Origin of the sequence: Bhargavaea beijingensis, assembly GCF_900101985.1 — a bacterium.
GTDB classification, from domain to species: domain Bacteria; phylum Bacillota; class Bacilli; order Bacillales_A; family Planococcaceae; genus Bhargavaea; species Bhargavaea beijingensis.
Window position 1 is genome coordinate 53,167 of the sequence record NZ_FNAR01000013.1, and the last position, 26,323, is coordinate 79,489.

The following is a 26,323-nucleotide window of genomic DNA, read 5'->3' on the forward strand; positions in this document are numbered from 1 at the left end:
GGCAACCTCCAGGTCAATCTTTAGTCTTTGCCTTCCTTGTATACCCCGATATCCCGGAATTTACGGTACCGGTCTTCTATAATGCGGTCCGCATCCATCGGACAAAGCGAGTCCATTGAAGATCGGATCACTTCCCGGATCGCCTCTGCCTGTCCGGCCGCATCACGGTGTGCTCCCCCGGTCACCTCTGGTACGACTTCATCAATGATCGCCATCTCCTTCAGATCCGGAGCCGTTATTTTCATGGCTTCGGCGGCCTGCTGAGCCAAGGCGGCGTCTTTCCAGAGGATAGAGGCAGCACCTTCCGGCGAGATGACGGAGTAAGTCGAATTCTCAAGCATATGGATGCGATTCGCCACCCCGAGTCCGAGTGCCCCGCCGCTTCCGCCTTCTCCGATCACGATGCTGATCACCGGAACACGGAGCCCGGCCATTTCGACCAGGTTGCGTGCAATCGCCTCACTTTGGCCGCGCTCTTCTGCAGCCTTGCCAGGATAGGCACCTTTCGTGTCGATAAAGCAGATGATCGGACGCCCGAATTTCTCAGCCTGCTTCATCAGGCGCAACGCCTTCCGGTAACCTTCCGGGTGCGGCATTCCGAAGTTTCTCCGGATATTCTCTTTCGTGTCCTTGCCGCGCTGGTGTCCGATGACGGTTACCGGCGTTCCTCCAAATGATGCAATACCGCCAACGATGGCAGCATCATCACCGAATGCGCGGTCCCCATGCAGCTCTATGAAGTCCTCAAACAGATAACCGATATAGTCCAGGGTCGTCGGGCGCTCGGGATGACGTGCCACCTGGACCCGGTCCCATGCCGTCATATTGCCGTAGACATCCGCCTCCAGCTTCTGCAGGCGCTCCTCCAAGCCGCGGATTTCATCGGCCATATCGACATGGGCATCGTCCGTAATATTTTTCAGTTCTTCGATCTTTTCTTTCAGCCGGATCACCGGCTCCTCAAAAGGCAGCGGCTTCACCATATCAGCGTGCCTCCTTCGTATGGAATCGGATGAGTGTGGAGAGGGTCTTTTTCATCTCCGAGCGGTGGACAACTGCGTCCAGCTGACCATGCTCCATAAGGAACTCTGCGGTCTGGAAATCTTCCGGCAGCTTCTCACGCACAGTCTGTTCGATAACACGGCGGCCCGCAAATCCGATGAGCGCTTTTGGCTCGGCCAGATTGATGTCACCTACCGAGGCGAAACTTGCCGAGACTCCCCCTGTCGTCGGGTGTGTCATGACAGAGATGAACAGGAGGCCGCGGTCGGCATGACGGGAAAGCGCAACGCTCGTCTTTGCCATTTGCATCAGCGACAAGACACCTTCCTGCATCCTGGCTCCGCCGCTCGCCGTGAAGATGACGAATGGTATTTCTTCATCTGTTGCCTTTTCAATCGCGCGGGTGATTTTCTCGCCGACAACCGAACCCATGGAACCCATCCGGAAATGGGAGTCCATGATCGCCACTGCCGTGCGCTGGCCGTCAATTTCCCCGATGCCGGTGAGCACCGCTTCGTTCAGGCCGGTCTTTTCCGCATCCGCATTCACTTTTTCTTCATACGAAGGGAAGCCGAGCGGATTGACGGTTTTCATGCCTTCATCCATCGGAATGAATGTCTCATCATCAAACAGGCAGTCCACCCGTTCGTATGCAGTCATTTTATAATGATGCCCGCAGTCCGGGCAGACTTTATCACATTTCATCAGGTCCTTTGTCAGGACGATGGATTTGCATTCCGGACATTTTGTCATGAGTCCTTCGGGTACGTCTTTTGATGCCTCTGAAGGAATGGTCATGTATCGTTTTTTATTTTTCTTGAACATCTCTCGGATGATCGCCATCGGTATTCCCCCTTTGAGCGTGTACAATTTCGGTCCATCTGTCATAGGCCGCCACCGCTTTTTCAGTCTCGCCGCTCCGGATCATCCTGATCATGCCGGCGATTTCGGATCGTTCCCCGGCTTCCGCTTCTCCTGTGTAAGGCTTCCCGGCGTACTGATAAAGCAAGTGCCAGATTTTGAGGGACAGCCGGTTGCCGGACGCAATCAGCACTTCCCGCACAATGTCTTCCCGCAGGTAAGGCGCATCTGATTCCATTTCTGCGATAAGGCTGTCCCAAAGCGGCAGTGCGCGGATTTCAGCATGGCCGGATGAGACTCGGACCGCTTCCTTTTCATGGATCCGCATCGTTGCGCTTACGTCTTCAAGTGACTTCGGTTCCTGCATGATGAATGCCGCGAGCACTTCGACAAGCTGATGTTTTCGGAAGTCGGACAGAAACGTTCCTTCTCCTTGCCTCGACTCGATCAGCCCGAGCAGTTCAAGGCTCCGCAGGGCTTCCCGGATGGTTGACCTGCCGGTGCCGAGCCGCTCGGCAAGCACCCGTTCGGAAGGAAGCTTATCTCCTGCCCGGATGTTTTCATTCCCGATGAGCGAGCGCAATTCCTGCACCACTTCAAGAAACATCTTGCGGGACGGTTTGGTTTCGGTCATGTCGCGCTCCTTGTAATGCCATTTAATTGAAAGTGGTCTGACCACTCGTACCCATACAGCATAACGGAATCGGAAAATCGAGTAAAGAAAAAACTGCACAGAATTTCTGTACAGTCCAGTTTGCAGACAACGAAAGCAAAATGCTTTTTCGGGATTTGCGCTTCGGGCCCTAGCTTACCAAAACTGTGTTTTGGCAGGAATGAGGTGCGCATTCTTTCCGAGGATGTTTGGGAGACCCGGATCCTGTGCAGTGCACGCTTTCCGTTGCATGCAAATATCCAGGCGGCAGGACTCCTGCTAAAAATAAATAACCAGCCCCGGATGTTTATGTCCATACCTGGTTATTTGATACCTGCTATCTGCACTAGGGTTACCCTTCAATATTCTTCACGACCAACTGCAGGCGGCCGTTGCGCAGTTCCGGCTGGCCGGCCAGGCGGATTGCGGATTCTTCCAAGAGAAGGCGATTGAAGGCTGCATATTCTTTCGGGAACAGGGTGCAGCCGACTTCTCCCGTGTCGTCCTGGAGGCTGAAAAACGCCATGGCTTCGCCTTTTTTCGTCCGGATGCGCTTGATGTCGGTGATGATGCCTGCGACACGCACCCTGCCGCTTCCGGCACCGAGTGCGGCGAGATCTGCAAACGAGCCGTTTGGGTCGGCCTTCAGTCTTGCAGCGGGATGTTCAGAAATATAAAAGCCGAGCGTGTCACGTTCGTATTGCAATTTCAGCGCTTCTGGAAGCGCTCCGGCGTCGGAATATTTCTGGCGGCCGAATGATGCGGTATCTCCACCGAATAAATCATCTTCTTCGGTCGGCCGGACGAGGTTCGCATACGTTTCGGCTGCCGGAATCGAGGCAAGGAGAACGGCCCGGTCCGGGTGGAAGTCATCCAGTGCTCCTGAACGGGCAAGCGGCTCGGCTGCCCCCCGCGTGAAATGCGCACCGGAAAGGGCGGCCGCCATGTCGAACAGATCCTCCCACGGCTCGGATTGTTTTCTGGCATCCAGCAGTTTTTTGATGAACGGTGCAGGGACCCCTTTGATACCGGAAAGTCCATAGCGGATTCCACCATCCTCCACTCTGCATGCATAGCCGCTTTTCATGACGGAAGGGGGCAGGATCCGAATGCCCTTCATGCGGATTTCGCTGACCAGTTTTGAAACCCGGTCCGCATCACCCGCAGCCTGTGAAAGCAGAGCGGCATAGAAGTATGCAGGTTCATGCGCTTTCAGATATGCCAGCCGGAATGAAATCAACGAATAGGCGACGGCGTGGCTTTTCGGGAAGCCGTAATCCGCGAACCTCACGATATAGTCGTAAACCCTGACGGCGGACCCGCGGTCATATCCGCGGGACTCTGCTCCACGGACAAAGTGCTCCCGCTCCCATTCAAGGACTTCCCGCTTTTTCTTGCTGACGGCACGGCGGAGAATGTCCGCCTCTCCCATCGTGAATCCGGCCATCTGAACGGCAATCTGCATGATCTGTTCCTGGTAGACAATGATGCCGTACGTCTCCTCAAGGATCGGGTCGATGTCCGGATGGATTGACGGAACACGCTCCCTGCCGTGCATCCTGCGTTCGAACACCGGGATATTGTCCATCGGGCCCGGCCTGTACAGTGCATTGATGGCATAGATGTCCCGGAACCGTTCCGGCTTCAGCTTCCTGAGCGTATCCCGCATGCCGGGCGACTCGAATTGGAAGACTCCGGTCATGTCCCCTGCCTGGAACAGCCGGATTGTTGCGGAGTCATTTAGCGGAATCTTCCCGAAGTCCAGATAAACATTCCGGTCATACCGGATCATGGAGCGGATCCGGTCAAGAAGCGTCAGGTTCCTCAGTCCGAGAAAGTCCATTTTGAGAAGACCGCATTCCTCCACTTCCTTCATCGGCCACTGGGTCAGGTAGATCCCTTCCGAACCGCTCGTGAGCGGTACCACATCCACGAGCGGCACCGGCGAAAGGACGACCCCAGCCGCATGGGTGGATGCATTTCTCGGGATGCCTTCAAGAGCGCGCGCTGCGCGAAGCCATTCTTGCCTGTTCGGCGCGGCTTCCACCCAGCGAGCCAGAGGTGTGCCGGGGGCCGCGGCCTCCGCGAGCGTCATCCCGGGGCGTCCGGGAATCATCTTGGAGATCTCCCTCTGCTCGGCCTCGGGGAATCCGAAGACACGTGCTGTACTCCTGGCGGCAGCCCGTGCAGACAAGGTCCCGAATGTGATGATCTGCGCGACGTAATCCCGTCCATATTTCCCGGCTACGTATTCAATCACCTCATGCCGGCGATGATCAGCAAAGTCTACATCGATGTCCGGCATGCTGACCCGCTCAGGATTAAGGAAACGCTCAAAGATGAGGCCGTAGGCGATCGGATCAACATCTGTAATCCCGAGCGCATAGGCGACCAGCGACCCGGCCGATGACCCGCGTCCCGGTCCTGTCAGGATTCCCTTCGATGCTGCGTAAGCGATGAAATCTGCAGTGATTAGAAAGTAATCCGAGTATCCCATTGAAGAAATAACATCCAGCTCATGATTCAGCCGGGATGCATACCGGTCCGGAACTGAACCGAGCCGGTTTCTCAATCCTTCCAGACAGTCCTGACGCAACCTCCCGTCTGCTGTCTCACCTTCACGGAGAGTGTACCGGGGCATCAGGCGCTCTGCTTCGGGAACCGTGTTGCTGCAGGACATCAGATAATCTGCAGTCGCTTCAAGCCATTCCGGATGATCAGAAAACCTTTCCAACAGATCGGCCGGCATCGGCAGTTCTGCCTCAGGAAGATCCGCAAGATCATTATCCGAGAGTTTTCCTCCTTCATCAATCAGCCGGGCAACCCGGTACGAAAATGCGTCTTCCCGGTTCAGGTAGCGGGCAACAGCCGTCGCACATACGGTCAGCCCCTCACCTTCCGCGAATCTTATCCAACTTTCCTCATCGGCATGACGCATGCCGCCCGGTCGGGAAATCCCGATGAATACACGATCGGGACCGCCGGACCCGAGGAGGGCACCCAGTGCCTTTACCGGGTCCCCGCCTACCATCGATGCAGGATCAGCGACGAGCAGGCACCCCCTGCTGTACGCCTTCAGCCAGGACAGAGGAAGTTCCACGCGGTCCTTTACAGACAGCGCGCTGCTCATTTTCAACAGATTCCGGTAGCCTCCGTCATCTTTCGCATAGATAAAGGCCGGCAAAACGCCGGCCTCCGTCTCGATCTGTACGGTGAGCCCGATGACGGGCCGGATGCCGGCAGATTCCAGTGCCCGGGCAAACGGCAGGATCCCGTACAGCTTCGTATTGACGATCGCCGCCGCAACAGCCCCCCTCGCCCTGAGAGCCTCCGGAAGCATGCCGGGACGGATGATGCTCTGAAGCGGATCATCCGACGTCATGATCTGCGCGTATGCGATATTCATCCCGATTCCCCCTGTCAATTGCTGCACAGTTCGCGGAGTGCCTGTGCCGCCCGCTCGGCTTCTCCCCAATTTCCGGCGGATGCACCGGCGGCGAGCTTGTGGCCGCCCCCGCCGAACCGCCGCGCCAATTCATTGACAACCGGCCCTTTGGAACGGAATCGGAGCCGGATCTGGTCTTCTTCTTCAATCAGAAAGACCCAGGCGATCAGGCCCTTGACGGCACCCGGGACTCCGACAAGTTTTGCTGTGTCCGAGGCAGTGACCCCGAACTCATCCATCGTCTCCGAAGTGATTTTCACAACACCGACGCCATCTTCCACATGGAGGTTCTGAAGAATGTATCCGTTCAGCTTGAGCAGCGGCACATCCATCTCGTACATTGCGTTATGAAGCGCAGGCCGGTCAAAGCCATATGACACAAGTTCTGCTGCGGCAAGAAAGGTTTCCGGGCCGGCTGATGGATGCAGGAACCGCCCAGTATCACCGATGATTCCCGCGTAAAGCAGCCGGGCGGCCTCCGCACTCATTTTCCAGCCGCTTGACTGCTCCCCTTCCTTGAAAAGCCGGTAGATCAGCTCGCTTGTCGCGCTTGCCTCCGGTTCCACCCATCTCATCGTGCCATACCGGTCATCATCGGGGTGGTGGTCGATCTTGATGAGCTCAGCTCCTTCAAAGTAATGGCTGCCGTCGATTCTTTCCGTATTCGCCGTGTCGGTCACGATGACGAGCGCACCTTCATAAAGCTGCGGGGTGACTTCATCCGGGCACCCGAGATAGTCCAGCGAAAAGTCATGGTCGCCGGCTGCAAAAACCCGCTTTTCCGGATAATTATCCTGAATGATCATTTTTAACCCCAACTGGGATCCGTACGCATCCGGATCCGGTCTCACATGGCGGTGAATAATGATGCTGTCGTAGCGCTCAATTGTGTCGATGATTTGTCGTTTCAACCCTGTTCCCTCCATTGACCGGTCATTTCCCTTCGCAATCCGGCAAAATTCAAGATACAATAAGGACAGTTTTGCTTGACCGGAGGGATTCAATGCTTAATCTGATTTTCACCGCACTGATCATTTTTTCTGCGGTTGCCTACCTTTACTTTAAGACGAAGCAGTTCCGGACTGCCCTTCAGGCGGAGCGGCAGTACCACCGCAGCAGTGCCTCGGCAGCGCTTGGCGCGTTCATCGCACTGTTTGGTGTGAACCAGTTGTTCCTGTTTTCCGGCTTGATCACGTATCTGGTGGCAGCAGCCTTTATCTTGCTGGGGCTCTATGTCCTTGTACACAATATCAAGGCAAGGAACCACTATGCCGGCTTCTTGGAAGAAGAGCGGCGGCTGAATGAAAAGTGATGCACAGACTGTGCATCACTTTTTTATCGTTCAAATACCTGGAGCATCATCATGGCTTTGCCGACAATCGACTCACCGCTGTATACGGTGAATTCCATTTTGGCAAAGTGCCGGCTCATATCCAGAAGTTCCGGTCTGACACTCACCTGCGAACCGAGTTGGACATGCTTCATGAAGTAGACGGACATGCTCTCAATCACGCTCTCCCCGCGCTTGCGCTTTTTCAGGAACTGATCGGCCGCCTCCGACAGCATGATTGTCAGCGCGCCGTGTGAAAGTGAGCCGAGAGGGTTTGTCATCCGCGGTGTCACAGTGAACAGCAAGGTTGACTCGGATTCCTCGTCCTCTTCCATCTGGGACCTCACGAGATCCTCGAAAGTATCTCCTTGGTGAGGTTGCCGCTGGGCCACCTGGAGCGCCTTCAGCACATCCTGACGGCTGATGACCCCCTCCAGCCTGTCACCGGCAGAAACAACCGGCATCAGGTCGATCCCTTCCCAGATCATCCTATGGGCAGCCGAAGCGACACTCATCTTCATGCCTGCGGAGATCGGCTTCGGCGTCATGACCCGTTCGACCGGCACTTCCCCGTCCATCCCGATCACGTCCTTTGCCGTGACGATCCCGACAAGACGGCCGTTGCCGCTCGTTACCGGAAATGCGCCGTGAGAGGTTGTTTTGTTGCGCGCATGGAAATCGGAGACTAGATCATCCGAGTCAAGCGTGGCCGTCTGGCTGATCGGCACGATGATGTCTTCGACGAGCAGGATATCCTTCTCGATCAGCTGGTCATAGATGGCCCGGTTAATCATCGTAGCCACGGTGAAAGTGTCGTAGCTTGTCGAGATGATCGGCAGCTCCATCTCATCGGCCAGTTTCTTCACTTCTTCCGATGCATCGAATCCGCCCGTGATGAGCACTGCCGCCCCTGCGCGGATCGCGTTTCCGTGTACCTTCAGCCGGTTTCCGACAATCAGCAAACTGCCCGGGTCTGTATAGCGCATCATGTCTTCCATCTGCATCGCACCGATGACGAACTTTGTCAGGGTCTTGTGCAGGCCGTTCCTGCCGCCGAGAACCTGGCCGTCAACGATGTTCACCACTTCCGCGAATGTCAGCCGCTCGATGTTTTCCTTTTTCTTTTGTTCGATCCGGATCGTACCGACCCGTTCAATTGTGTTGACGAGTTTCCGGTTTTCCGCTTCCTTGATGGCGCGATAGGCCGTTCCCTCGGAGACTGCCATCTCCTTGGCAACCTGGCGGACGGAGATTTTGTCGCCGACCGGGAGGCTCTCGATGTATCGTAAAATTTTCTCATGTTTTGTAGCCACGTCGTCACCTTTTTCCCAACATCTGATGATTCCATCTTACCATAGTGGCGATGGCTGAGAAGCAAAAAGAACCCTGCAGATAAAGGGGAATTAAGCGGAAAAGCAGAAGGTCCCCGGCGTCCATTGATGCAAGGTTCTTGACCATTTCATTTTGACACAAACAAAAAAGCGGAAGGGGTGGGCCTCCCGCAACCGAATTATTATCAGAGATCGATAGAATCTCCCGGTTTCATGATGTTCACTTCTGTTCCTTCCACCTGTTTTCTGAAGTCTTCCGGATCCTGCCTGATCGGCGGGAACGTATCATAGTGGATCGGGACCGCCACTTTTGGCTTCAGGAGGCTGACAGCATAAGCCGCATCCTCCGGACCCATTGTGAAGTTGTCCCCGATCGGCACAAATGCGATGTCCGCAGGATGGCGCTTCCCGATCAGCTCCAGGTCGGAGAACAGGCCTGTGTCCCCAAGGTGATGTACCGTCTTTCCTTCAGCAGTGAACAGGATTCCTGCCGGCATTCCGGTATAGATGATCTCCTGGCTGTCTTCCTTGATGAAAGAAGAGCCGTGGAACGCCTGGGTGAATTTCACTTTTCCGAAGTCGAATTGGTACGCGCCGCCGATATGCATCGGGTGAACGTTAACCCCCTGCCAGCCGAGCCAGACGGCCAGCTCATTCGGTGCGACGACAAGAGCGCCGGAACGCTTGGCGATTTCGACCGTATCGCCTACATGATCCCCGTGACCGTGAGTCAGAAGAATCGCATCCGGATTTTCCTGTTCAGCGTTCAAATCCGTCAATTCATTGCCGGTAATGAACGGGTCGACCAGGATGGTATGCTTTTCCGTCTGGATTTTGACGACAGAATGGCCGTGGTAGGATACTTTCATGCTGAAAAGCCCCTTTCTCTGTTTAACTCCCATCAGCATGTTTCGACAGGGCATGCGCCGAATCCTTCTTTTTGCTATGATGGAGTCATTCAGAAAGGCTGGTGTTCAAATGAAAAAGTTAAAGGAAATCAGGATGCACCTGGAAGAGAACGGGATTGACCTGGCTTTGGTCACGACGCCCGATAATGTGTTTTATCTTTCCGGATTCAAAAGCGAGCCGCATGAGCGGCTGCTTGCCGTTGCGGTTTTCCGGGATGCAGAGCCGTTTATCATCGCACCCAAAATGGAGGTGCCGGATGTAAAGGCGGCCGGATGGACCGGCGAATCCGTAGGGCACGAAGATACCGACGATGCCTGGCTGATCGTCGAGCAGGCGATCCGCAACCGGGGAATCACCCCATCCCGTATTGCGATCGAGAAGTCCCACTTGAATGTCGAACGCTTTGAGCGAGTAAAGGAACTTTATCCGGAAGCTTCGTTCACCGGGCTGGACAGCAAACTGAATGCCATGCGGAACATCAAGGATGAAACTGAACTCGAGAAACTCCGCAAAGCGGCGGAACTCGCGGATTACGCCATCGGAGTGGGCTGCCGGGAAATCGCCGAGGGCAAGACGGAATTGGAGATCCTGACAGCCATCGAATTCGAAATGAAGAAAAAAGGCGTGTCGCATATGTCGTTCGATACGATGGTGTTGAGCGGCAAAAAGACGGCCTCTCCGCATGGCACTCCGGGAGATCGGAAAATCCGCAAAGGCGACTTTATCCTGTTCGACCTCGGTGTGGTCTGGGAAGGCTACTGCTCCGACATTACACGTACCGTGGCATTCGGAGAGCCTACGGAAGAAATGCGGAATATCTATGAAACCGTAAAACGCGCCGAGCAGGCTGCCGTCGATGCAGTCAAGCCGGGAGTCCGTGCGATGGATCTCGATAAAGTCTCCCGTGACGTGATCACGGAGGCCGGATACGGCGAATACTTCACCCACCGACTCGGCCACGGACTCGGGATTTCCGTCCATGAATTCCCTTCCCTGCATGGATCCAACGAGATGGAACTGCAAGAAGGCATGGTCTTCACCATCGAGCCGGGAATCTATCATCCGGATATTACAGGCGTCCGGATCGAAGATGATGTCGTCGTCACAGCCAACGGAGTGGAGGTTCTGACCAAGTTCCCGAAAGAACTCCAAATCATCAGCTAACCTCAATCGCCGTTGACCAGTATCCATACAGAAACAGCAAAACCGCCGAAAGGAACCTTCCTTCGGCGGTTTTTGACTGTCATTATTGAAGCAATGATTCAACCGGTACATATTCACGGCCCTGATCATCCGCGACAGCTTTGTATGTGATATGGCCCTCAAGCGTGTTAAAGCCCTTGCGGAGCGTCTCGTTGTCAAGCGCAGCCTGCTTCCATCCTTTATTTGCAATCTGTAATGCATAAGGCACCGTGACGTTCGTGAGCGCCATCGTGGATGTTCGCGGTACCGCGCCCGGCATGTTGGCGACTGCATAATGAACGACGCCGTGTTTTTCGTAAGTCGGATCGTCATGTGTCGTCACCCGGTCACTCGTCTCAAAAATGCCGCCCTGGTCAATTGCGATGTCGACAAGAACCGATCCCGGCTGCATGGACTTGACCATTTCTTCCGTGACGAGTTTTGGCGCCTTGGCACCGGGAATCAGCACGGCGCCGATGACGAGATCTGCATCTTTCACCGATTCGGCGATGTTGAGCGGGTTCGACATAAGCGTCTGGATGTCGTTGCCGAACTGGTCGTCCAGTTGGCGCAGCCGCTCTGGATTCAGGTCGAGCACGGTCACTTGCGCACCCATGCCAACCGCTACACGGGCAGCGTTCGCACCAGCCATGCCGCCTCCGATGACGGTGACCTTGCCGCGCTGGACGCCCGGCACGCCGGACAAGAGAATGCCCTTGCCGCCGTGGATGCGCTCGAGGAACTGGGCGCCGATCTGTGTGGCCATCCGTCCTGCCACCTCACTCATTGGTGAAAGCAGCGGCAGTGAGCGGTTCGGCAACTGGACGGTTTCATACGCGATGCCGATCACCTTTTTTTCGAGCATGGCCGCTGTGAGGGCCTCTTCCGGTGCAAGGTGGAGATAGGTGAAGAGAATCTGCCCTTCACGGAAATATGGATATTCGGATGCGACCGGTTCTTTGACCTTCATGACCATTTCCGCATCCCATGCTTCACGGGCTGTGCTCACAATTGTCGCTCCTGCTTCGCGGTAAGCTTCATCTGTGAAACCGGAACCGTCTCCCGCCCCCGATTCAATCAGGACTTCATGGCCGGCCAAATTCAGCGTTACCACGCCTGCAGGCGTCATCGCCACACGGTTTTCATTATTTTTAATTTCCCTTGGTACACCGATACGCATTTCCTAAACCCTCCCGTATGTCTCTCCTTGGTTGTTGGGCAGAAGGTTGACTTGTCCCCTGTTTCTGCAGTTCCATCATACCACTCTTTGATCGGCACGAAAGTGCTTTTCTTCTGAAGCGACACAATTTTGCCATTGTTCCTCCCACACTTTTGCAGGATTCGGCAGTTCTTCCGCCGAAAAAGAACAATAGAAAAGGGAGGGAACTAACATGACTTTGAACTACAAACATATCCTTGTCGCGGTGGACGGTTCCAAGGAAGCGGAATGGGCCTTCAAGAAATCGGTCGGCATTGCGAAGCGAAACCATGCGACATTGAACCTGGTGAACATCATCGACACCCGCTCGTTCGCGGCAGTCGAAGCGTATGACCGCTCCATCGCCGAACGGGCCCAGAAATTCGCTGACGGGCTCCTTGCCGATTATAAAAAGGAAGCGGAATCTGCAGGCGTCAAAGATGTAAATGTCATCGTTGAATACGGTTCGCCGAAAACCATGATCCCGCGCGATATCTCGAAAAAAGTCGAAGCGGATCTGATCATCTGCGGAGCGACCGGCCTTAATGCAGTCGAACGCTTCCTGATCGGTTCCATTTCGGAAACGATCGTCAGGAGCGCAAAGTGTGATGTACTTGTTGTCCGGACTGAAGAACTGCCGGGCGAAGAACCGGTCATCGAATAAATAAAAGGGATGAGCAGCCGAATGCTGCACATCCCTTTTTCACGCTTTCTGATAACCGTTTTGCTCCGCCCAAACGTCGACCTTTCCGAAAAATGCAGAAACGGCTTTTGCATTTTTAAGGTCGGGCGCCTGCGCCAGCAGAACCTCAGGTTTCGGACCTGTCCGGCTGTGCGGCTTCCTGAGGAGAAGCAGGCTTTTTGCATTTGCACGATTCTTGAACAGGCCTTCCGGAAGTGCGATGACGCCGAGGATTTCGGCTTCATCCTTCAGGAATGTATGGAGCTGTGTCGCAAATTCCGATTCAAACAAGTTTGCCGGGACGACGAAGATGCCATGGCCGCCCTTTTTCAGATGACGCATCGACTGCTCGATAAACAGGTGATGGGCATAGGAATGGCCTTCTTCCGCCCTCAGGTTGTAATTCATCGCGTTTTCATCATCCGGGTAATAACCCACCGGCAGGTCGGTGACGACGAAGTCTGACGGATCCACCATAAGCGGGCGCAGCGAATCCTGATGGTAGAGGGTGATTGGCTGTGCGAGCAGGTCAGCCGATGCGGCCGCGAGCTGGATCAGCAGATCATCGATTTCCGATCCGCTAGCAGCGGTGCGGCCGTCCATGAAGTTCATCACTGTGTAGAGCAGGTTTCCTGTCCCGATTGCCGGGTCGAACAGGGTGACATACGGTTTTCCTCCCGATAGGCGATCTGCCAGGTATCCGGCGATGAGGCCGATAGAGTCGGGGGTCATCTGATGGTTCGGCTGCGCGCTTTCTTTCATCCCCTTCAGCGTGGCAAGCTGAAGGCCTTTGCGCACTTCTTCCTTAGACGGTTTTTCCGCTTCCGGTGAAGTCTTTCCGTCCGCCCATGCCCTGACCGTTTCAAGGACGGCTTCCAGATAAAGCGTCCCTTCTTTTTTCGATATCCTTTCAGCATGTCCGTCGAGGAAATTGAAGATCCGTTCTGTATTGGTTTCCATGTTCATCCTCCGCAAATGAGAAACCCACTCGCCGGAGTGGGTTTCGTTTTTATTCCGCCAGTTTTTTGACGGCGTCGATTGCTTTGTCGTAGTCCGGGTGGTCGGTGCCTTCCGGGACGTATTCGACGTAGGCCACTTTGCCGTCTTTGCCGATTACGAAGACGCTCCGGGCCAGGAGGCGCAGCTCCTTCATGACAACACCGTATGCCGTCCCGAAGGACAGGTCGCGGTGATCGGAAAGGGTATGGGCATTATCCAGGCCTTCCGACGCCTTCCAGCGTGCCTGTGCAAACGGCAGGTCGGCAGAGATGGTCAGAACCGCCACGTCATCGCCCAGGTCTGTGACCGCTTCGTTGAAGCGCTTGGTCTGCGTTGAGCAGACGCCTGTGTCGATCGACGGGATGACGCTGATGAGGCGGATCTTCCCTTCCGTATCTTTCAGCGTGAACGGTGACAGGTCATTTTGAAGAACCGTGAAGTCCGGCGCTTCGTCACCGGCCTTGATTTCCGTTCCGAGAAGTGTAACCGGTTGTTGTTTGAATGTTACTTGTGCCATCTTGCAACGCCTCCTTTTCACCCAGTGTACTAGAGTGCGTGACCGTCTTGCAAACGGTTCGCATAGCCGCGGGAAAGTGCCGATTTCTGGTAGCGCTCCTCATGGATGATCAGCGTATCCGCGATATAATCGTGCAGGGCTTCCTTTTTCGGAGTGAATCCGACTACAAGGTAGAGAACGGTAAGCGTCTTCGAGAAATATCGGCCGATCCACTCTCGAAACAGAACGGTCTTCCAGTCCAGAGGCCCTCCGTCCCGCCGGATCACCCTGATGCCGGTCACCATCTTGCCTACCGTCTGGCCAAAGTATTTCGTCATGAGGATGAAATACAGGAAGAAAATCGCCGCAGTCAGAAGATTATAGGGTGCATACCAGGCGTCCGGCGCGATTTCGAGTCCCGCCAGCCGGAACAGCGGACGCAGCGCCAGCATACTGAGAGACCCGAGGACGATGAGGTCGATCAGATACGACCAGAAGCGGATCCAGAATCCTGCATAAGCGTGTCGGAACTCCTCGGGCTCCGGGAAGGATCCGGACAGATGGCCGGTTTCATGAATTGGTTCTGTCATTGCGAATCCCTCCTCACTTTTCACCGTACAGGTACATCATGCGCGGCGAGTTATAGTCCGACAGCACCTGTCCGATGATGCGGCTCTCCAGATCCCCCTGGAAAAGCGACTGCATCTTGACACCGAGCAGTGAGCCGAAGCCCGCATCCATGCTGTATTCGAACATCTGGGCTTTGTCCAAATCGTAATCCGTCCGGAGACCGGAAATTGCGTCTTCAAGCCGGCCGGTTTCGTCCGCAAGTCGGGCTTCTACCGCCTGCCCGCCGTTCATGATGCGGCCATCCGCCCATTTCTTCACTTCAGACTCGCTCATTCCGCGGCCAGCCTCGATGACGTCCACAAAACGCTCATAGGAATCGTTCAGCATTGTCTGGAGCATCTTCCGCTCTTCTTCCGTCATTTCCCGCGTCGGGCTCATGATGTCTTTGTACTTGCCTGATTTGATCGTGACGAAATCGATGCCGTGCTCTTCGGCGAATCCTCCATAGTTGACACTTTCCATGATCACGCCGATTGAGCCGGTCAGGGTCTCTTTATGTACAAAGATTTTGTCCGCCGGCGCCGAAATATAATATCCGCCTGATGCCGCCATGGAACCCATGCTGACATAAACCGGGATATCCTTTTCTTCCTTGATCTCGACCAGTTTGTCATGGATGTCGGACGATTCGACCACGCCGCCGCCCGGGGAGTTTACATACAGAACAATCCCCTTGACGGATTTGTCTTCCCGGACCAACTCCAGCTGCTCCATGAATGCCTGATGGTTGTATCCCGTGGCAAACAGCGGAGAGGCCGCGCCCGTGTCCTGGATGATTCCATCAACACGAAGGAGCGCAATCCGGTTCCTCGCATCCCCATCCTCGACGACCTGCTCCATCTGACCGCTTGCAGTTCCAAGCTGGTCTTCCATCATGGACTGCCAGTTCATCGACATGAAGGAAGACACCGTGTTGATGCCCGCCGCGACAACGAATAACAGGACAGCCGCGCCGAGGGCGATCCATCGTTTCATATTCATTTGATTCCTACCTCCCTTTCCATCTCACTATACGGGACGGAACGCCGTTCCGTTTCATTTTTCTTGGGCAAACCTCATCTTCTTCATCATCCGGAACTTCGAGAGAGTCACCAGAACCAAACCGGCCCAGATAAAGGAAAAGGCAATCATTTCTACGGTACCAAATGCTTCCCCGTAGACCACCACGCCCAGAAACAGCATCATTGTCGGCGCAACGTACTGAAGGAAACCGAGCAAATATAGCGGGATGCTCTGAGCCCCCCTCGCAAACAGAACGAGCGGAATCGCCGTTGCTGCTCCGGAAAGAATGAGGAGGAGGACTGTGCCGGGACCTGCATCAAAGAAAACCAGGCGGTCCGCCGTTTCTGCCCAGATCAGGTACACGGCAGCAGCGGGTGCGATAAAAGCCGTTTCGATTGTCAGGCCTCTTAACGCATCCAGATGGATCGTCTTTTTCGCGAAACCGTAGACGGCGAATGTCCCCGCAAGGCCGAGCGCCAGCCACGGGACAGTGCCGTGGGAAACGGTGATGATCAGGACACCCATCAGTGCCAGGACAACGGCTGCCTTTTCAGGTGAAGACAGCCGCTCCTTCAGGAAAACGATACCGAGCAGAATGGATAAAAGCGGATTGATGTAATAACCGAGACTGGTCTGTACGATATGCCCGTTGTTGACCGCCCAGATAAACAGGAACCAGTTTCCGGAGATAATGATGGAAGCACCAAGCAGACTCCAAAATGCCCGCTTGTTTTTCCAGAGGGCCTTCAGATCCGCGGCTAGCAGCTTTCCCTGCCCCAGCAACAACACCGCCACGCCGGTTGTGATGGATGCCCAGAAAATCCGTTGGGCAAGAACTTCTCCGCTCGGCACATGGCCGAGGCTCTTCCAATAGATCGGCAACACTCCCCATATCAGGTAAGCGGAGGCCGCCCAGATGATGCCTGCTTTTTCTTTACTTTCCAAGGACGGTCCCTTCTTTCTTGTACTGCCGTGCGCTGCAGAACAGCCTAAGCAACCCTAAAAAACCTCCCCTTTGCAACCCGGGAGGTTTGATCACTGCCCATCCGCGACCGGCTGTGCCGGCCGGAAAGATGGGTCGGGCCAAATCAGCTCATGGCTTCCTGCTTGCGGAGTTCGACCCTCATGATCTTGCCTGACGCAGTTTTCGGCAGTTCTTCGATAAATTCGATCACACGGGGATATTTATACGGAGCTGTGATGGTTTTGACGTGTTCCTGAAGAATCTTCACAAGCTTATCCGATGCCTCATCCGGATTCCGGAGCACAATATAAGCTTTGACGATGCTGCCGCGGTCAGGATCCGGACTTGCGACCACTGCGCATTCTTTTACTGACGGATGCTGGGTCAGAGCGTCCTCCACTTCAAATGGCCCGATCGTATAGCCGGAGGAAATGATGATGTCATCGGAACGGCCCTCGAACCAGAAATATCCGTCTTCATCCATTCTCGCTCGGTCTCCCGTCACGTAATAATCCCCCCGGAACTGCCGGCTCGTCCGCTCCGGATCGTTCAGGTATTTCTTGAACAGCGCAGGCGTGCTGACATGAACTGCGATATCCCCGACTTCACCGGCAACACAAGGCTTTCCGTTCTCATCGATGATCTCGACGCGATTGCCCGGGGTCGGCTTCCCCATTGAACCCGGTCGCGCTTCCATTCCTTTCATCGTTCCGACAAGCAGCGTGTTTTCTGTCTGCCCGTATCCGTCCCTGACCTCCAGGCTGAATTCACGCCGGAACGTTTCGATCACTTCAATGTTCAGGGGCTCACCTGCCGAGACGGCACTGTGAAGCGAAGAGAGGTCATACTCAGACAGGTTGTCCGTCTTTGCCATCAGCCTGTATTCCGTCGGCGTGCAGCAAAGGACATTGATGTCATACTCACAGATGAGCTCCAAATACTTTTCCGGATCAAAACGCCCATTGTAGACAAATCCTGTGGAACCGCTGCCGAGCGTCGCCAGAAACGGCGACCAGATCCACTTCTGCCACCCCGGGCTGGCGGTCGCCCAAACCGTGTCGCCGTCTTCGATGCCGAGCCAGTTGGCAGCGGAAGTTCTCAAATGGGCATAACCCCACCCGTGGGTATGGACGACTCCCTTCGGTTTTCCTGTTGTGCCAGACGTATAAGACAGGAAAGCTGTATCGCTGCTTTTTGTTCCGGATGCCGTGAACTTGGCCGATGCCTTTTCCATTTCCTCCAGCAGAGGAATTCCTTTCTCCGAATCACCGACCATGAACAATTTGACACCGTCCATATGAGCGGCTTCTTTGAACTGATCCGCAAACGGTGCGTAGGCGATGATTGCTTTGGCTCCGCTGTGCACGATCCGGTAATCGATATCCGTGGCCCGGAGCATTTCAGAGCTCGGAATCACTACGATGCCGGCCTTTAGTGCAGCTGCATAAACCACATAGGCTTCAATAAGCCGTGGCATCATGACAATGACTACATCGCCTTTTCCAAGTCCGTTGGATGCCAGCACGTTCGCACAGCGATTTGCACGATCCATCAGTTCACGGTACGTGACCTCACTTGTTTCTTTGCCATCTGTCCAGATCAGCGCCTTTCGCGCAGGAACATCGGCATATTTTTCAAATTCCGAAACCAAGTTATACATCTCCGGAGCCAGAAGATCTTCTCTTTTCATGCCCAGTCACCCCTTTGCCATACTCATTTTGATTATACGCCTAACATTCCGCCGTTTCAAAATAGATTTTGTTTTCGGAATCCGAATCCGGTCAATCTCTTAGGGATAAAATCACTATGCAAACACAAATTATCGAGAAGAATGCCGGGACAAATTTAAAGACCGCCCGTCATTGGACGGGCGGCCTTCGCATGCATTATTGTTGGCCTTTCATCTGCTGCTGTGCCATCGAAACCAAACGCTTGGTGATTTCTCCGCCAACGGAACCGTTGGCACGCGATGTTGCGTCGGCACCCAGCTGAACTCCGAATTCCTGAGCGATTTCGTACTTCATCTGGTCAAGCGCTTGGCGGACACCAGGTACGAGAAGCTGGTTCGAGTTGTTGCTGTTGTTGTTTGCCATGATGTATCACCTCCTTGTGCACATAGAATGTGCCGGAGGAGAATTATCATACGGCCGGATATCTGGAAATTTGTGCCGGATTACAGAAGGTCTGAAAACGGATCTTCTTCTTTTTTAAACGGCAGTTCGGTGATTTCCCGCCCGGCTACGGCTTGTTCAATCAGTGGCCCGAAATCGGCATTGCTTTCATAATAGATGACTTTATCCGTTTTTGGCTTGGTGGCCGGATTGGCCGGCGTAAAGATGGTGCAACAGTCCTCAAATGGGCGGATCGAGATTTCATAGGTGCCGATTTTTTCAGCGACACCGATGATATCCAGTTTATCCATCGCAATCAGCGGGCGGAGCACTGGTGTAGACGTCACTTCATTGATGGCACTCAGGCTGTCGAGCGTCTGGCTCGCAACCTGGCCCAGGCTTTCGCCGGTGACAATTGCTTTCGCTCCGATTTCTTCCCGGACCCGGTCGGCGATTTTCATCATCAAGCGCCTCGTCGTGGTCATTGTGAGCGCTGACGGAACCGCGCCCTGAATCGCCTGCTGGATTTCGGTGAAGCGGATCGTATGCATGCGGATCTTTGTGCCGAATGTGCTCAGCCGTTCCGCAAGTTCCACGACTTTTTGCTTGGATTGCTCGCTCGTAAACGGCGGACTGTGGAAGTGGATGACATCCAGTTTCAGGCCCCGCTTCATCATCAGATAACCGGCGACGGGGCTGTCGATTCCCCCTGAAAGCATGAGGAGCGCATGGCCGTTGGAACCCGCCGGAAGGCCGCCGGCTCCCTGAATGGTTTCCGTGGAGAGATAAGCTCCATCCTCGCGGATATCGACAAGCAAGCGGATTTCAGGATGTTTCATCTTGACGACCAGACCCGGGAAGATCGGGAGCAGGTGGCCGCCCAATTCCTGCTGGAGTTCAATTGTTTTCAGCGGGAAGGTCTTGTCCGCGCGCCGGACTTCCACCTTGAACGTTTTGCCTTCCGTCTCCATGCCCGACAGAATCCGTTCGGCGGTTTCCTTGATTGAATCCAGATTGGCCTTGCAGCGCACCGCAGGGCTGAATGACTGGATCCCAAACACATCCTGCAGGCGCGTCAGGGCTTCTTCAATTTCCTGCCCTTCTTCCGCAAACAGATACATCCGGTCATGTTCCGATTTAACCTTGACCGTCGGCAGATCTTTCATGATCCGGCGGATATTGTCTCTCAGCTTGCGGATGAATACGTTCCGGTTTTTCCCTTTCAGTGAAAGTTCCCCGTAACGGATCATAATTTCATGGTACATCATTTTTGGATCAAACCCTTTCTAGCGTTCCGATGAACGAAGTAAATGCTTCTTTGAATTGCTCAATCTCCTCCGCCGAATTCATCCGACCGAAACTGATCCGGATCACGCCGTGGCGGTAATGATCCGGAACACCCATCGCCTGGAGGACATGACTTTCTTTGCGGCTTCTCGATGAGCAAGCGCTTGATGTGGATACATAGATCTCCTGTTCCTGGAGAGCATTGACGGCAATTTCCCCTTTAATGCCACGGATGGCGACGGAGAGGATATGGGGCGCATTATTCTCGGCGCCGAGCACCAACACCTTGTCAAAAGTGCCGAAATAGCGGATAAGCTCGTTTCTCCACTCATCATAAGGCGCCAGGCCCCGTTCCTCCACCGCCAGGCGCATCGCCTTGGCAAGAGCCGCCGCGTGCGCGACCGGTACCGTGCCGCTTCTGAGGCCTTCCTGCTGGCCGCCCCCGAACAGGATCGGTTCCAGGCCAAGACGCTTTTTCATGATCAGTGCGCCGGATCCTTCAATGCCGTGGATTTTGTGGGCTGATACAGATATGGCGTCAGGACCGTTGTTATTCATCGGAATCGGAATTTTCCCGAAGCTTTGTACTGTATCCGAATGGAAAACGGCCCGCGTTTTGGCCCGGATGTACCTTCCCGCTTCCTCAAGCGGCTGAATAGCGCCGGTTTCGTTGTTGACGTGCATGATGGAGACGAGGGACGTGTCCGGCGTGAGTTTCCTGTCCAGATCGGCAAGGTCGATCACCCCGTCCCGTCCCACTTGCACGGTGTCAGCCTCAATCCCTTCCGCTTCCAGTTGTGCAAGGGACTGCAGAACGGCCGGGTGCTCAATCGCCGACACAAGAACTTTTTTTCCGTGGCTGCGGTTGCCGCGTGCCAGTCCGAAAAGAGCCAGATTATCCGCTTCCGTCCCCCCGGACGTAAAGACAACTTTGCCGCCCGGCATGCCCGCAAGCTCGGCCACCTGCTCGCTTGCCCGCCGAAGCAGGCGGTCAGCCTCGATACCAAGCCTGTGCAGCGAGGAGGGATTGGCAAAGAAGGCCTTCGAGGATTTGATGAATGTATCCAGTACCCGGTCATCAGGCATGGTTGTCGCACTGTTGTCGAAATAAATCATGATGCATGCTTCCTTTCCAAACGAAAGCCACCGTCACAAGACTGTGAGGTGGCTGATTCCCTGACTTATTATGTACGTCAGACTTCCTGTTTGACAAGTACTTCGATTTTTTTTAGCGCGCCCGGTTCTGCTGCCTCTACGGCGGAGGCCGCATCTTCCAGCGCTTTGCCATAGCGGCACTGGTGAAATGCCTCTTCCGCTTCTGCCAGCTGCTCATCGATTGCAGGACTGGAACGGTAGCGGTTGCCGTACTGGATCAGTCGTTCGATCAGGTCGACGTTTTCCAGCATTTCATCCGCCTTCTGGGACACTTCGTGAATGTAGTTTTCCGCTTTTGCAAGGCTTTCATTGACAAGCGCCATATTCAGCGGCATCTCCTGAAGATTGCGGCTGACGATAAACAGCTGTTCTTCCGCTTCCTCAAGACGTACGTCCATGTCTTCAGGAATCCCTGGAGTATTCGCTTTGAATAATTTCCGATCCGTCTCCTGAAGGATTCTCCCGAGTTCGGACAGCTGTGCCCGCGCCTCTGTTTCATTGATGCGCAGTTCCTTCAGGCGGTCTGAGAAACGGCCCTGCTCATCAAGGAGCAGTCTCGACTCCTCGTCGATCGCTTTCAGCTCTTCCTCAAGAACGGAGGACGCGGACTGTCCGGCATTGATCCGGTCCGTCAGTAAACCAAAGCGCTTTTCCAATCCTGCCACCTGTTCCAGTGCCGCCTCGGGAATGGCCGCTTCCTTCTCGCTGAGGCGGTAGTTCTGCTGGACAAAGCGGGCTTCGTCCGCGGTGCTCCTGGTGAAAGCGCTGAGCTCCCCGAGGTTCGCGGCGATCTCAGCGTGGTTTTCTTCGACATAATGGCGGGCATACACTTCCCGCTCCAGCTTGTCGTAGAACCCGTTGATCTCTTCCTCCAGGAAAGCGGTGCGATCTTTGACTTCGGCCACTTCGAGCACCTCAAGCGCCGCTTTCAGGTCATCCAGTTCGCAATCGATTTCAGCAAGGCGTTCCTCCATCTTCAAATGTCCGATGTAGTAGCCGCCGTCCTCCATTTCCCGGATGCCTGCCCGCAATTCTCTGATGGCCTGCGGGATTTTCGTCTGGATTTCCGTCAGGAGGACCGGCACGTCTTCAATCAGCGCAAACGTCTCTTTTGCTTCATCGGAGAGTCCCAGTACAGTCTCACGGGCTTTCAGGTAATTTCCCGCCGCAGTCAGCTCATCGTACTCTTCAAATCGGGGATTGATGGCTTCAAGACGCTTTTCCAGCCGGCCAATCGCGTTTCCGAATGAGTGCTGGTGAGCCAGAAGGTTTTTGCGGGCAGCTTTGTGCCGTTTTTTCAGCTCGTCCATTTCCACACGGTTCAGTTCTTCGCTGCCGATCAGTTTATCCAACTCCTCGAGAATCCGGTTCATCTCTCCGTCGGCATAAGCGATCTTCGACTCGATCTCATTTTCAATCGCCGTCGCCTTGCCGAACCGGAGACGGTCGACGGCTTCTTCAGCATCAAAAAGGAGGTTGTCGATTGCCGGCATGTGGTCGTCCATGACTTCCGTCCAGCTGCTTCGCCAGCGCTCGAACATCTCCTCCGTCTCTCCGTTCATATTCAGCTGCTTCACTTTTGTCAGTTCTTCAAGGATCGGCTTATGCTGAATCTGCAGCTTCTCCACTTCCAGCTTATTGATGACGGCTGTATGCTTTCGCCTCATAATGAAGGCGACGATGATCAAAGCAATGAGAATGATAGTGCCAATGATGATGTACTTCATCATAGTCCCCCTGTTCCAAAATCACTGTAAACGCTGTATTATCCTATATAGTATCATGTTTCATGGTTTTATGCCGTTGTTTTTCGCAAGAAATTGCATGATTCGCCATCATTCATCACCCATTACAGAGAACCCTTCTCTGAAAGGAGAGATTAGCCGTGTTCACTCGTAAGCAAGATCATGGCACGCTTCAGGAAAAGTACGATCTGCTGGGCAAGCAGCTGGATGCACTGCTCGAAGGAGAAACGAACGTCATGGCGAACCTCGCCAATGCCTCTGCACTCCTTAATCAGTTCCTCAACCGCGTCAATTGGGTTGGATTCTACCTGATGGACGGCAAGGATGAGCTTGTGCTCGGTCCTTTCCAAGGGCTTCCGGCATGTGTCCGGATTCCACTCGGCAAAGGGGTTTGCGGCACAGCCGCGCTGGAACGGAAAACCCAGCTGGTGGAAGATGTCCATGCCTTCCCCGGGCATATCGCCTGCGACGCCGCATCCCGTTCCGAAGTGGTCATTCCCATCATCTTGGAAGACCGTGTTTTTGGTGTCCTGGATATCGACAGTCCCGAATTGGCGCGCTTCTCCGAAGAGGACGCGCAAGGGCTGGAAAAGTTCGTTGGAGTGCTGGTCAACCATCTGAACTAAGGATTCCGGCCCGTTTCCATCATAAAACAGGGCAGCCGGCCATTTGCCGTGCTGCCCTGTTTTTTTATGCAAAGATTATTCAGCTCCAGCCGCAGCTGTCCTTTTCTTGAGCACGGCAAAAGCGGCATCTAAATCCGCAATAATGTCGTCAGGGTGTTCCAGTCCCGCAGAAAAACGGATCATCGAGTCGGTGATGCCCATTGCCTTCCGTTCGTCTCCCGGCACCGCTGAGTGGGTCATCGTGGCCGGATGCTGGATCAGTGACTCGGCATCCCCCAGGCTCACTGCCAGTTTGACTAGCCGCAGTTCATCGAGGAAAATCCGTGCTTCTTCCAGGCCACCGTCAAGCGTGAACGAAAAAATGCCCCCTCCGGCAGTCATTTGCCGTTTGGCCACTTCAGCGTCCGGATGATTGTCATCAAACGGATAATGAACTTCTCTGACCGCCGGAACTGTTTTCAGGTAGTTGAGGACGGCCTCCGCGTTGGAGCAGTGTCGCTCCATCCGGACGGCAAGCGTCTTGAGTCCCCGGATCATGAGCCATGCGTCAAACGGGGAAACGATCCCCCCAAAGTCTTTCTGCACGGTCATCCGGATCCGGCCGATTTCCTCTTCGTCAGCACCGACCAAGAGACCCGCAATCACATCACCGTGGCCATTGATATACTTGGTCGCGCTGTGAAGGACAAAGTCCGCGCCGAAATCAAGCGGATTTTGGATATACGGAGAGCAGAAGGTATTATCCACAATAACTTTGAGGCCGTGGCGCCGGGCGACACTGACGGCCGCGCGGATATCGGCCACTTCCATCGTCGGGTTGACCGGTGTCTCGATATAGATGACACTCGTTTCCGGCGTGACATGGCGCTCGATCTCTTCTTCCGTCCTCATCGGAATCAAGCCGTGCGTGATGCCGTATTTCTCCTCCAGGATATTCAGAAGGCCGAATGTGCAGCCGTAGATTCCCCTTGTGCAAAGCACATGGTCTCCTGCCTTCGTCGCGTGTACCAGGACGGCGCTGACCGCTGCCATGCCCGAGCCGAATACAAGAGCGCCCGCCCCTTTTTCCAAAGCGGCAATCCGTTCCTCCAGCACCCTGACGGTAGGGTTGGTCAGCCTGGAATAAATATTACCCGCTTCTTCCCCGGCAAACCGGGCCGCCCCGGAAGCCGCATCCGGGAATACATAGGTAGATGTCTGGTAAAGCGGAACGGCCAAGCTGTCCTGGTGGTCGTGCGGATCATGACCTTCGTGAATAATAAGTGTATCACGGTGAACCTTTTTTCTCATCGTTGCCCCTCCCCTTTATGAAAGCGCTATCACTAACTGCTATTATATCTTCCCAGCCTCCAAAAGGGAACCATCCTTGTTCTTGACTTCGACTGACCGGCAGGGTATGATATTCGTTGTGTAAAATAAACGCAGCAGTTGTGTGAGCAAGGCTGTTCATTTTATCCCTTTACAAAGCGCAAGGCGGCTGCTACGAGGTGACAGGCATAAGCCGGGATGCACTTTTGTGCCCACCACGATTGGGTGGGCGACAGAGCGAATCCTGATTCGCGGCGCAGCACGGCTTATGCCCCGAACCTCTGCCGCCCGGAGCCGGACAATGTCCGGGTAAACGGTGCATCGCGTAACCCTTGGCTGCTGGGGCGAAGGTGCAAGATGATGAAATGGCACCCTGTTTGAACACATCTGGTTTTTATTTTACTCAAAATAAAACCAACTTAAGAGGAGGAGTCATCCATGGCTCGCTACACAGGTCCATCTTGGAAAATCTCCCGCCGCCTCGGTATTTCCCTGAGCGGTACGGGCAAAGAACTCGAAAAACGTCCTTACGCTCCAGGCCCGCACGGCCCGAACCAGCGTAAGAAACTCTCGGAATACGGCATGCAGCTTCAAGAAAAGCAAAAACTCCGTCACATGTACGGTGTCAACGAACGCCAATTCCACACACTGTTCCTCCGTGCAGGCAAAATGCCTGGTAAGCACGGCGAAAACTTCATGATCCTGCTTGAAACGCGCCTCGACAACGTCGTATACCGCATGGGCCTTGCCCGCACACGCCGCCAGGCACGCCAGCTCGTCAACCACGGTCACGTCCTCGTTGACGGCAAGCGCGTCGACATTCCGTCGTACCGCGTAGCTCCTGGTCAGGAAATCTCGCTCCGCGAGCGTTCCCAGAACCTGTCGGCTGTCAACGAAGCGATCGAAGCGACAAACTTCGTTCCTGACTATGTGACATTCGATGCAGAAGCGAAGAAAGGCACATTCGTCCGTCTTCCTGAGCGCAGCGAACTTCCTGCAGAGATCAACGAAGCGCTGATCGTTGAATTCTACAACCGCTAATCAGCTTTTACAGGCTGCAGACAAAGCGAGGCCCTCCTCCTTGTCTGCAGCTTTTTTGTGTTCGAACAAATGAAAGAGTTCTGTTGCTCAACGCTTGCGCTTTTGAGCACAGGAAGAGTTCTGTTGCTCAACGCTTGCGCTTTTGAGCACAGGAAGAGTTCTGTTGCTCAACGCTTGCGCTTTTGAGCACAGACGCCGTTCTTCGTTACGGCGTCTGCTACAATCGGTTTAGATGAATGGAGGGGTAGCGATGAAACTTGTCTCGATTTGTCCGAGCAACACGGAATTGCTCGCTTATCTCGGCTTGGACGGACAGCTTGCCGGTGTGGATGATTTTTCGGATTGGCCATCATCTGCAGCGGAACTG

Annotated in this window: 24 protein-coding genes and 1 pseudogene; 6 read left to right on the forward strand and 19 right to left on the reverse strand. The window is 54.6% G+C overall.

The features are described 5' to 3' along the window. Nucleotides 1–20: 20 nt before the first annotated feature. The 5 genes from BLT01_RS10460 to BLT01_RS10480 form a co-directional block, all read right to left on the reverse strand. Nucleotides 21–983: an acetyl-CoA carboxylase carboxyltransferase subunit alpha gene (locus tag BLT01_RS10460; protein WP_092097634.1), complete on the reverse strand. Its 963-nt coding sequence runs from the start codon at nt 981–983 to the stop codon at nt 21–23. A gap of 1 nt (nt 984) precedes the next feature. Further along, nucleotides 985–1,845 (reverse strand): acetyl-CoA carboxylase, carboxyltransferase subunit beta, encoded by an 861-nt coding sequence (gene accD / locus BLT01_RS10465; RefSeq protein WP_092097635.1) that lies wholly within the window; start codon nt 1,843–1,845, stop codon nt 985–987. Then, on the reverse strand, nt 1,811–2,497 hold the full coding sequence (locus BLT01_RS10470) for a FadR/GntR family transcriptional regulator (RefSeq protein WP_092097636.1): 687 nt from the start codon (nt 2,495–2,497) through the stop codon (nt 1,811–1,813). The genes accD and BLT01_RS10470 overlap by 35 nt, the downstream gene beginning before the upstream one ends. A 370-nt stretch (nt 2,498–2,867) precedes the next feature. Continuing rightward, entirely contained in the window at nt 2,868–5,921 is a 3,054-nt protein-coding gene (locus tag BLT01_RS10475; protein WP_092097637.1) for a DNA polymerase III subunit alpha, read from the reverse strand. Nucleotides 5,922–5,935: 14 nt separating this feature from the next. Continuing rightward, the gene (locus BLT01_RS10480) at nt 5,936–6,871 is read right to left on the reverse strand and encodes a DHH family phosphoesterase (RefSeq protein ID WP_092097638.1); all 936 of its coding nucleotides are present in this window, start codon (nt 6,869–6,871) and stop codon (nt 5,936–5,938) included. 92 nt (nt 6,872–6,963) lie between these two features. Between BLT01_RS10480 and BLT01_RS10485 the strand changes: the two genes are divergently transcribed. Then, nucleotides 6,964–7,272, forward strand: coding sequence for a YtpI family protein (locus BLT01_RS10485; RefSeq protein WP_092097639.1), 309 nt, complete (start codon nt 6,964–6,966; stop codon nt 7,270–7,272). Nucleotides 7,273–7,295: 23 nt separating this feature from the next. On the opposite strand, the gene BLT01_RS10490 is transcribed toward BLT01_RS10485, so the two are convergent. Both BLT01_RS10490 and BLT01_RS10495 read right to left on the reverse strand, forming a co-directional pair. Further along, the gene (locus BLT01_RS10490) at nt 7,296–8,603 is read right to left on the reverse strand and encodes a DRTGG domain-containing protein (protein WP_092097640.1); all 1,308 of its coding nucleotides are present in this window, start codon (nt 8,601–8,603) and stop codon (nt 7,296–7,298) included. A 203-nt stretch (nt 8,604–8,806) separates the two neighbouring features. Further along, entirely contained in the window at nt 8,807–9,490 is a 684-nt protein-coding gene (locus BLT01_RS10495; protein WP_092097660.1) for a metal-dependent hydrolase, read from the reverse strand. A 109-nt stretch (nt 9,491–9,599) separates the two neighbouring features. On the opposite strand from BLT01_RS10495, the gene BLT01_RS10500 reads away from it, so the two are divergent. Then, nucleotides 9,600–10,694: a M24 family metallopeptidase gene (locus BLT01_RS10500; RefSeq protein ID WP_092097641.1), complete on the forward strand. Its 1,095-nt coding sequence runs from the start codon at nt 9,600–9,602 to the stop codon at nt 10,692–10,694. A gap of 82 nt (nt 10,695–10,776) precedes the next feature. Here the strand turns inward: BLT01_RS10500 and ald are convergent, their stop codons facing one another. After that, entirely contained in the window at nt 10,777–11,892 is a 1,116-nt protein-coding gene (gene ald / locus BLT01_RS10505) for an alanine dehydrogenase (RefSeq protein ID WP_092097642.1), read from the reverse strand. Nucleotides 11,893–12,103: 211 nt separating this feature from the next. Here ald and BLT01_RS10510 point away from each other — a divergent pair, with 211 nt between their 5' ends. Beyond that, a complete protein-coding gene (locus BLT01_RS10510; RefSeq protein WP_092097643.1) occupies nt 12,104–12,574 on the forward strand; it encodes a universal stress protein in 471 nt (156 codons plus the stop codon). Between the two features lie 39 nt (nt 12,575–12,613). On the opposite strand, the gene BLT01_RS10515 is transcribed toward BLT01_RS10510, so the two are convergent. The 10 genes from BLT01_RS10515 to ezrA all read right to left on the reverse strand — a co-directional run bounded on the left by BLT01_RS10515 (nt 12,614) and on the right by ezrA (nt 22,963). Continuing rightward, on the reverse strand, nt 12,614–13,552 hold the full coding sequence (locus tag BLT01_RS10515) for a class I SAM-dependent methyltransferase (RefSeq protein ID WP_092097644.1): 939 nt from the start codon (nt 13,550–13,552) through the stop codon (nt 12,614–12,616). Nucleotides 13,553–13,601: 49 nt separating this feature from the next. After that, nucleotides 13,602–14,108 carry a thiol peroxidase gene (gene tpx / locus BLT01_RS10520; protein WP_092097645.1) on the reverse strand — a complete coding sequence of 169 codons (507 nt, stop codon included), beginning with the start codon at nt 14,106–14,108 and terminating at the stop codon, nt 13,602–13,604. 29 nt (nt 14,109–14,137) lie between these two features. Further along, on the reverse strand, nt 14,138–14,677 hold the full coding sequence (locus BLT01_RS10525; RefSeq protein WP_092097646.1) for an RDD family protein: 540 nt from the start codon (nt 14,675–14,677) through the stop codon (nt 14,138–14,140). 13 nt (nt 14,678–14,690) lie between these two features. Then, complete coding sequence (sppA, locus tag BLT01_RS10530) at nt 14,691–15,698, reverse strand: signal peptide peptidase SppA (RefSeq protein ID WP_092097647.1); 1,008 nt, start codon at nt 15,696–15,698, stop codon at nt 14,691–14,693. 54 nt (nt 15,699–15,752) lie between these two features. Beyond that, a complete protein-coding gene (gene rarD / locus BLT01_RS10535) occupies nt 15,753–16,664 on the reverse strand; it encodes an EamA family transporter RarD (RefSeq protein ID WP_092097648.1) in 912 nt (303 codons plus the stop codon). A 143-nt stretch (nt 16,665–16,807) separates the two neighbouring features. Further along, the gene (gene mbcS / locus BLT01_RS10540) at nt 16,808–18,373 is read right to left on the reverse strand and encodes an acyl-CoA synthetase MbcS (RefSeq protein ID WP_092097649.1); all 1,566 of its coding nucleotides are present in this window, start codon (nt 18,371–18,373) and stop codon (nt 16,808–16,810) included. Between the two features lie 196 nt (nt 18,374–18,569). Next, nucleotides 18,570–18,776 carry an alpha/beta-type small acid-soluble spore protein gene (locus tag BLT01_RS10545; RefSeq protein WP_008300213.1) on the reverse strand — a complete coding sequence of 69 codons (207 nt, stop codon included), beginning with the start codon at nt 18,774–18,776 and terminating at the stop codon, nt 18,570–18,572. Between the two features lie 80 nt (nt 18,777–18,856). Next, on the reverse strand, nt 18,857–20,062 hold the full coding sequence (gene thiI, locus BLT01_RS10550) for a tRNA uracil 4-sulfurtransferase ThiI (protein WP_092097650.1): 1,206 nt from the start codon (nt 20,060–20,062) through the stop codon (nt 18,857–18,859). 7 nt (nt 20,063–20,069) lie between these two features. Beyond that, a complete protein-coding gene (locus BLT01_RS10555; RefSeq protein WP_092097651.1) occupies nt 20,070–21,197 on the reverse strand; it encodes a cysteine desulfurase family protein in 1,128 nt (375 codons plus the stop codon). A gap of 77 nt (nt 21,198–21,274) precedes the next feature. Further along, nucleotides 21,275–22,963, reverse strand: a complete 1,689-nt coding sequence (ezrA, locus tag BLT01_RS10560) for a septation ring formation regulator EzrA (protein ID WP_176765122.1) — start codon at nt 22,961–22,963, stop codon at nt 21,275–21,277. A 158-nt stretch (nt 22,964–23,121) separates the two neighbouring features. Between ezrA and BLT01_RS10565 the strand changes: the two genes are divergently transcribed. Continuing rightward, the gene (locus tag BLT01_RS10565) at nt 23,122–23,607 is read left to right on the forward strand and encodes a GAF domain-containing protein (RefSeq protein WP_092097653.1); all 486 of its coding nucleotides are present in this window, start codon (nt 23,122–23,124) and stop codon (nt 23,605–23,607) included. A gap of 75 nt (nt 23,608–23,682) precedes the next feature. On the opposite strand, the gene BLT01_RS10570 is transcribed toward BLT01_RS10565, so the two are convergent. Next, nucleotides 23,683–24,897: a trans-sulfuration enzyme family protein gene (locus BLT01_RS10570; protein WP_092097654.1), complete on the reverse strand. Its 1,215-nt coding sequence runs from the start codon at nt 24,895–24,897 to the stop codon at nt 23,683–23,685. Between the two features lie 456 nt (nt 24,898–25,353). On the opposite strand from BLT01_RS10570, the gene rpsD reads away from it, so the two are divergent. Both rpsD and BLT01_RS15415 read left to right on the forward strand, forming a co-directional pair. Further along, nucleotides 25,354–25,956, forward strand: coding sequence for a 30S ribosomal protein S4 (gene rpsD, locus BLT01_RS10575; protein WP_092097655.1), 603 nt, complete (start codon nt 25,354–25,356; stop codon nt 25,954–25,956). 250 nt (nt 25,957–26,206) lie between these two features. Next, a pseudogene (locus BLT01_RS15415) lies at nt 26,207–26,323 on the forward strand (cobalamin-binding protein); the annotation flags it as partial.